The sequence below is a fragment of the Parabacteroides sp. merdae-related_45_40 genome (genome assembly GCF_001915675.1).
The window spans coordinates 33,545-41,348 of the sequence record NZ_MNQY01000117.1 but is presented as its reverse complement, the minus strand read 5'-3'; the positions used below and the strand labels follow the sequence as shown (position 1 = coordinate 41,348).

The following is a 7,804-nucleotide window of genomic DNA, read 5'->3' as shown; positions in this document are numbered from 1 at the left end:
CATATTCTATCGGGGTTATCTTCGCAATCAGGCAAAGCACCTCCTCCAACGATTCATGTGTGATCGTAAAGGTATAGGCTTGATCGGTCGGCAACGACGGGTCCAAACGGATATCCATGCCATACCATTCCGACAGATATCCGGTCAGTTCATAAATCGTCTTTTTCTCGAAACGCAAGGATTCTTTTGCCCAAAGGCAAGTAGAAACATCCGTGGTTTTCTTTTCTATGCTGGGAACACTTTTTTTACACACGGCTGTTTCGCCCGGATTCAGGCTTCTCGACACACCGTGATTTTCAACAACGACCAACCCTGACAATAGGCTGACATCCACATGGTCCTGCTTTTCCCGCGCCTTCATGTTAAAAACCGTCCCGTGCACCTTTACGACCACACCGCCGCCTTCCACTACAAAAAGACGGTCCGGATCTGCCGCCACCTCGAAATAAGCCTCTCCATCCAAACGGACGTTACGCTCTTTAGTCCAACGGGAAACAAAATATTCTAACGTCGATCCGGCATTCAGCCAAACGAAAGTACTGTCCGGCAAACATATCCGGGATTTTCCATTCAAGGAAGAATAAGCCAATACGGCATCGCTTGCCTTGTACCATTCGGCCGTCATATAACCGGCAAAAGAGAACAACAGGAAAAATAAAACCGCAACCGCAGCAATATACAAACGAAAAGAACGCAAAGACAACTTGAACATTCGCGGCTCTGCCTTTCTCATACGCTCCTCCATCCTTTTCCATAAGGCATCGACATTGGAAACATACCGCATGTTTTCTTCCATGATGGACAACCAAAGGGATTGCCAACTTTGGAATCGGGCATGGTTTTCCACATCGGCAAGCCATACATCCAATTCTGCCTGTTCCTTCTCCGAAATCTCACACTTGAATTTCCGGATAATCACTTCCCACGGTATATTTTTGTCTCTTCGTACCATTTATGAAACGTGAGACTCGAAAAATGAAGGCATCCCCTAAAAACAAATCGATTTTTTTCCAATTCCCCGATTCCAAGCCATGACAATATCCTGCAAACAGGAAGAATGACTTATTGTAAAAAAATCAAAAAGTTGAACAAGAAACGGATATTCCGCCCTGTTCTGCCAAACGGCGAATCTGATAAGAACGATTAGTCACTTTACCGGTGACAAACTCGGGAATATTATACGATTTCATCAAGCCGGCATAGTAGTCCGCCTCCTTTTGAGGGAGCAAAAACGGTTTACCGGTTTTGCCATCCTTCCCGACATACGCAATGAAAGGACGCGTGTACAATCCATCCAAACGCCTGCTGCTGAACACAACCCATCTTCCGTTGGACGACCACGAATGGTAACTTTCCGTATCATTGCTGTTGAGCGTTTCCGGATAGGAACCGACTCCGGACTTCAAGTCGATCATATACAGGTCGGCATCCTTATGCCAGATCGGGAAAGTGCCATAACCAGACAAAGTACAAAGCATGAACCGACCATCCGGAGAAACTCTTGGAAAAGAAACGCTTTTTCCATTCGCACGAGCATCAAACAGCGTATCCACCTGCGAACCGAACGTTCCGGATTCAGGGTCGAACGAGATGCAGCACAAGCTATAAGCCAATTTTCCAATGGAATCAGGCATCAAGCAAGCCGGAGCAGTGCAATAAAACAAACTCTTACCATCCGGAGAAAAAGAGGGAAACGTATCAAAACTTGACTGCGAAGCGAGTCCGGGCACAGACAAAAACGTATGGCGCTCCACATCGTAAACGATCACATCCGATGCCGTGTCATAAACCTCCGTCCGCTGAGTGGAATGCAACTGCTGGGTCGTCCTATTGATGGAAAAAGCGATGTAACGACCCGAAGGATGCCAATAAGGATAGGTAAAAGCTGATATCGTCTTATCTGTTTTCGTATCCAATAACTCGACCTCGTCTCCATCAACCAATACAGTCCCGGCCAACTTGGCACGCAAGTGGAACAGCATCTTGTCCGGATCATGGCCGCAGAAAGAATGGCAATTCACGCAATTATAGTCCGTCATCTTGTTCTCATAAACAGTCGTTTCATCAAAAGACTCCATTCCACGTTGGTAAATTCCCATTTTGTTCCATAATGCATAGCCAGGTTCTATCAAGCGATATACCAAATAAGGATCAACCGGATCTGCCGCCACATTCAACGATACGGGTTGCCAAATCTCCCACCGATCGCCCTTCTTACGCGCCACCGTAACCCGAACGGAATCATCTTTTGCCTCCTGCAAAAGCCTCTTCCATTTCTTTTCCGGAATCCTGACTTTCCCGTCGGGGGCCTCCACCTTGAATTTTACCACTCCTGCTTCCAACAAGACCGACACACGACATCCGTCCGCGCGGACCGTGAAGTTCAACGGAGCTATATTGTACGGGATAGTGGTTTGCGCATAATCAGGAAATAGAACAGGCTTCTCACCTAACCGTTTCCCATTTTTCCAATCCTCCGAACAAGCACAAAACAAAATTGCCGCCACCAAAAAGCAATAAAATCGTTTCATCGCGTACCTTTATTTCTTAAACATCAAATAAAACCAATAGGTATCTCCATACGAACCGGCCATGACATCCCGAAAATTGACATAGCCATGCTTCGTGTTCATATCCTGATCGAACGCACCGTAGCGCAACTCGACTTTCATTCCGACCCCTTTTTCGGGCCACAATCGGGGAGTCTTTTGATAAAGCGCTATCACGGCTTCCTGTTGGTGGATGGAAAGGGAAGGCCACACCTTCGTCCGGTAATACTTCCGATGCAACTCGTCAAAACGATTCAAAGTCTTGCCCAACAAATGAAAACTCAACAAGTATTGGAAAGCGACCGACCGGTCCGGATTGTTCACTGCCAACCGTTCCCACACTTCCAACAAATCTGCAGACACGGCATACTGTCCGCCTTTTCCCCACGCCCGCCTTTTCCCGCCCAACGACGGTTCTTCTTCCACAAGATCATCCCGATACAGATACTTCCGCCATTCAGCAGCCCATTCTTTGTAAAACAAAGTCTGCTCTAATATCCGGATGTATTTTTCCGCTACCGCATAAGCTCCGGTCAGGATATTCGTCTGTACCAAACGTTGCAAAAGACGCGGGTTTCCATCTACAGAGGAGACATATCCTTCAAATGCAAACTTTTGAGCGGAAGAGAGATCCCCCATCTGGTAGCAAATATCCGACAACACGATTGCCCCCGGAACCGTACTGTTCCATTCTGGCAATAATCCGCCTTTGCCTTGCTGCGGATAATGGAACAGTTTATCTCCCAATTCGCCCTGGCACGCCAAAGCCAAGTTCAGCAAGCTCAAAGTCCGCATGTCCGATACTGCCGCCTTATATCCGGCAACGACCTTATCCCATTGTTCTCCCCGCACATAATAATACAACTCCATGTTTTTCAACCAAATACAATTCTCTTTTTTTTTCATCCACCCCAAAAAGGCAACCAAAGGCAACAGCTGGACTGTGGTCCACCACCAAGCAGTCCGATCCAACACGCCTCTGCCTTTTCCGATCGGGAAGCAAGCCATTAAAAGCCCCGAAAGAAAAGCCAACCAAGCCCAATAGAGCTTATTCGCCTTCAACAAAGGCTCATAATAAAAATCCGGCAAAACGATCATTCGGTATTCCGGCTGCCAAAAGAAATGATAAGACCACCAAAGCATCAGGACAATCCCGAACGGAAGTGCCAGACATCCTTGCCATCCCTTCTCCCGCAACAACATCTCCCGGACCACGACTCCGGCAACGAACAAGGTTGCCACCGGCCCTGCCAATACAAACAAAACAGCCATCAACAGCCAACCCGCCAATACCCGTTTCCACGGTACGACAATACGCACATAGAGTACAAAAGCCCCAAGCATGCAACAATAAGCAACCGTCCCCTGCAACCGGTAATTCACATCGACATGCAAAGGGAGCAAAGCCAGAATCGGGCAAAGAGCCGGTAAATAACAAAAGACAGGCGATGTCGTTTGCCGGCAGATCCGTTGCATCAGCACACCGATCCCCAAAAACAAACCGGTCGAAACCAACGCACCACCCAAAGGAAGATGATAGAATTGCAAAAGGAAACCACCCAACCAGCAAGCCAACCCGCCAGGTTGTCGGCATGTTTCCTCAAAACAAGCCCAAGTGAGAGGAAAAACCTGCAATTGTTCGACATAATAAAAATAAAACGGATACCATATCTGCAAAAAGCAGAACAGACAGCAGCAAACAGTTCCCCAAAAAAAGAATGATTTAGTCTTCATCATCTTATCTATTATATATCATGCGGTAGCCAAGAACCCATCTTCTGTACCACCCTCTTGGATATATAGACTCCAAAAAGCACTTTCTCCCCTAAAAGAATCCCCGTTTTTACAGGGCAACCGCACCAAAAGTTGCTATCCGGAACCACATCTTTTCTTTTATGAAAATTTCGCAAACCAACTATCATACTATCATATCCGGTTGTTAACTACTGTTTCACAATACGTTAAAAAATGACAGTTGCTGTTTTTTACTATCATTCTACTATCATACATCTATCACACTTTTTACATGACTATTCATTTATATAGCTGATAATATGATATTTATGTTTATATATGCAAAAATAACCATCGACAAAACGGGGTCATTTAAATATAAAACGACCTTTTTCGCCGAATAAGATGCAAAAACAAGGCATAAAAGTACCTCCAACATGGCTGATAAACTTCTCTGCAGACCCGTCTGGGCTTCGTGCAGACCCGGGTCTGCACCTCTCCCGCACCCGGGTCTCCGTGGCGGGTACACCCGGGTCTCAAGCGGTTTTGCAAACGGTTTTTGACAAAAGAAAAGCCTGTCTTGATGAAAAAAGAAGCCGTTTTAACATGTTTTGCACCTGTTTCCGGACGGTCACTGTTTTTATCGTATGATTGATACACAAGACATTATCGTTTTACACCATGATAGTTATGATAGATGAAGATAGTACAAAACGGCAACTATCATACCATAACATATTGGTTTAAACCGATATACAGGCGGATATGATAGTATGATAGTTGTTTTTGCAAAAACATGTATGTAATTAGTCTGTATGGGTCGGTGGCGAAAACGGATGGACGCTTTATGATTCTGGTACGGTTGCCCAGCCCGTTTTTACCACAAATAAGAATAAGAATCGCCCAAATGAATTCTGATTTTCTTTAAAGCAATCGTGATTTGCCCCTCCACCGTCTTCTCCGAGATATGGAGCTGTCCGGCTATTTCCTTATTGGTCAAATTTTCCTCCCGGCTTTTCCGGAATATTTCGCGGCATTTATCCGGCAAAAGCGACACCGCTTCTTCTATCAGATGATGAAGTTCCTGCAACTCCAATTCCGAATCATAGTTTTGCACAATCTCCATACCCTCCATTTCTTCCAGATAAACCGGAATCTTCTTGTCCCGGATATAGGTAAAAGACTTATTGCGTGCCGCCTGGAACAAATAGGCTTTCAAGGTCAGTTTTATCTCAAAGTTCTGCCGGTTTTCCCATATATAGGTAAAAATATCCAGAACCAAGTCTTGCGATTTTTCCCGGTCATGGATGTAATAAGTAATAAAACGTTCCAAAGAATCCGCATACTGATAAAACAAATGCCGAAAAGCGATCTGATCTCCTTGTTTAATCAATTTCAGCAATAATATGTCATCACTATTCGTATTCATCCGGATTCCGACGTTCTTTTTTATTTTCAATTCGGGTACAAATATACGAAGCTTATTTAATCTTTTTCACGGAAAACAAAAAATTTACCTACATTTGCAATGTCTGGAGAGACTGTATAAGGAATATTTCAGAAGTGCCTTTTTTCTGTTAAAGTCGCCAATTTTTTAACAACACGCAAGGCACAGGTGACCTGCTATATCAAGTGGGTTGCTTGTTCGTGCGTGTACAGGGGTTTGGCGACACCTAACAGGAAAAAGAACAGCAGCCCACTTCTTTTTTAACAATTATGCCTTTTCCGGCTGTTTGAAAGGCCACAATAAATATATGACAATAATGTCCGCCCAACAAAAAGAAGATCGTTTATTCGAAAACATCTACCTTTCCTACTTTCCAAAAATGAAACGCTTTGCACAAGAATATGTGATATCGGAACAAGATGCGGAAAATATCGTGCAAGACATGTTCGCGGAACTTTGGGAAAAACGAGAAATGTTTACTTGTCAAACAATCCGGATCGCTTATCTGTTCACCATCATCAAGAACAAATGCCTCAACCACCTGCGACATAAAACGATTGCCCTGGAAACCATCAACAATATGCAAGAAGAATATAACATGACCCTTCGTATGAATTTAGATTCTTTAGAAGCCTTCGAGCAACATATTTTCTCCGACCAAGATATTGAAGATTTAATTAACCGGGCCTTAGACAGCCTGCCGACCAAATGCAAGGAAATCTTTATCATGAACAAACTGGAAGGGAAAAAGCAAGAACAGATCGCCACCGAACTAAACCTCTCAACCAACACGGTCAGAAATCAAATCAGCATCGCCTATAAAAAGCTTAGGAACGAACTAAAGGACTATCTTCCTTTATGGCTTTTCCTTTTTCATTGCACATAGAATCGCGGAGATGTTTACGAGTGACAGTCTGGGGACGAGACGATGAATCCGAAATCCAACGTAAAAAAAATGATTTTCTTTTGGTACATTTTTCCGGAGTAAGTGTTTACAGCATGTAACATTTCATTCGCATGGAAAGACAAATCGAAAAATATTTTCAAGAAGAACTGAATGCAGACGAAAGACTGGATTTCTTAAAACAGGTTGAATCTGATAACGAATTGAAAAAATAATTCATCAAATTCAAAAATACATACGCACTATTATCATTTTCCGATGCCGCCTGCGGGAAAAAGACTACTCGAGACAGCTACACCCAGTTCTTGTGTAAAATGAGAGCGAAACACATACGACAGATTTCATTCTACCTATTCAAATATGCAGCTATCATCACTTTACTCATTATATTCGCTTATCAGGCCGGCGTGAACCAGCATTCCGAAATTTTACAGGAGAATATCGAAAACAAACTGCACGTACCTGCCGGACAGCGCATCAAACTGACACTTCAGGATGGAACTACTGTATGGCTGAACTCCCACACAACTCTCACCTATCCTGCCATTTTTGACAAAAAAGAACGAAGAGTCGCCATAGACGGAGAAGCATTCTTTATTGTAGCTCAAGACAAACACAAACCGTTCATCGTCTCATCGCAAGGCATAGAAACGAAAGTATTGGGCACACAATTCAACATTTGCAGCTACCGAAAAAACAACGATGTGAGAACCAGCCTGATAGAAGGTTCGCTCCAAATCTATTTTACAGGGAAAGAAAATGAAAGTATCATATTGAGCCCCAACGAGCAAATAAGCATAAAAAACGGAACCATAAAGGTGGACACGATTTCTCATCATGACTATTTTTTATGGAAAGAAGGAATTTACAGTTTTAAAGACGAGTTGCTTGTTGATATACTGAACAAATTGCAACTCTATTATGATGTCCGGATAATCATAAGAAACCCGTCCATCAATCAAGAGAAATATACTGGAAAATTCCGACAACGAGACAGCATCGACGATATTCTCAGAATGTTACAAAAAATACACAAATTCAAGATACAAAAGGATGAAGAAAACAATATCATTACACTTAGTTAATCGAATGTTTAATATCTAAAAAAAATGCCTATGGAAACACATCTGTAAAAACAATGATTGATATCGGAAACATCCGTTATCAACA

General features: G+C 43.4%; 6 protein-coding genes. 2 read left to right on the top strand and 4 right to left on the bottom strand.

Features of this window, described 5'->3' with window-relative positions:
• From BHV83_RS15210 to BHV83_RS15195, 4 genes are all read right to left on the bottom strand, one after another.
• Positions 1–952, bottom strand: a 952-nt coding sequence (locus tag BHV83_RS15210; protein ID WP_286757699.1) for a FecR family protein, incomplete at its 3' end; no start/stop codon positions are given.
• Positions 953–1,076: 124 nt separating this feature from the next.
• Entirely contained in the window at positions 1,077–2,531 is a 1,455-nt protein-coding gene (locus BHV83_RS15205; protein WP_005641393.1) for a TolB family protein, read from the bottom strand.
• 9 nt (positions 2,532–2,540) lie between these two features.
• On the bottom strand, positions 2,541–4,286 hold the full coding sequence (locus BHV83_RS15200; protein ID WP_122298259.1) for a DUF6057 family protein: 1,746 nt from the start codon (positions 4,284–4,286) through the stop codon (positions 2,541–2,543).
• A gap of 874 nt (positions 4,287–5,160) precedes the next feature.
• Positions 5,161–5,712, bottom strand: a complete 552-nt coding sequence (locus BHV83_RS15195) for an RNA polymerase sigma-70 factor (protein WP_005641404.1) — start codon at positions 5,710–5,712, stop codon at positions 5,161–5,163.
• A 334-nt stretch (positions 5,713–6,046) separates the two neighbouring features.
• On the opposite strand from BHV83_RS15195, the gene BHV83_RS15190 reads away from it, so the two are divergent.
• The gene (locus BHV83_RS15190) at positions 6,047–6,616 is read left to right on the top strand and encodes an RNA polymerase sigma-70 factor (RefSeq protein ID WP_005651130.1); all 570 of its coding nucleotides are present in this window, start codon (positions 6,047–6,049) and stop codon (positions 6,614–6,616) included.
• Positions 6,617–6,948: 332 nt separating this feature from the next.
• Positions 6,949–7,719, top strand: coding sequence for a FecR family protein (locus tag BHV83_RS15185; RefSeq protein WP_286757697.1), 771 nt, complete (start codon positions 6,949–6,951; stop codon positions 7,717–7,719).
• Positions 7,720–7,804 lie beyond the last annotated feature (85 nt).

What these genes read in the sequence shown, in the direction of transcription:
- BHV83_RS15190 (WP_005651130.1), top strand. Translation starts at nt 6,047, where the DNA reads ATGTCCGCCCAACAAAAAGAAGATCGTTTATTCGAAAACATCTACCTT.
- BHV83_RS15185 (WP_286757697.1), top strand. Translation starts at nt 6,949, where the DNA reads ATGAGAGCGAAACACATACGACAGATTTCATTCTACCTATTCAAATAT.
- BHV83_RS15195 (WP_005641404.1), bottom strand. Translation starts at nt 5,712, where the DNA reads ATGAATACGAATAGTGATGACATATTATTGCTGAAATTGATTAAACAA.
- BHV83_RS15205 (WP_005641393.1), bottom strand. Translation starts at nt 2,531, where the DNA reads ATGAAACGATTTTATTGCTTTTTGGTGGCGGCAATTTTGTTTTGTGCT.
- BHV83_RS15200 (WP_122298259.1), bottom strand. Translation starts at nt 4,286, where the DNA reads ATGATGAAGACTAAATCATTCTTTTTTTGGGGAACTGTTTGCTGCTGT.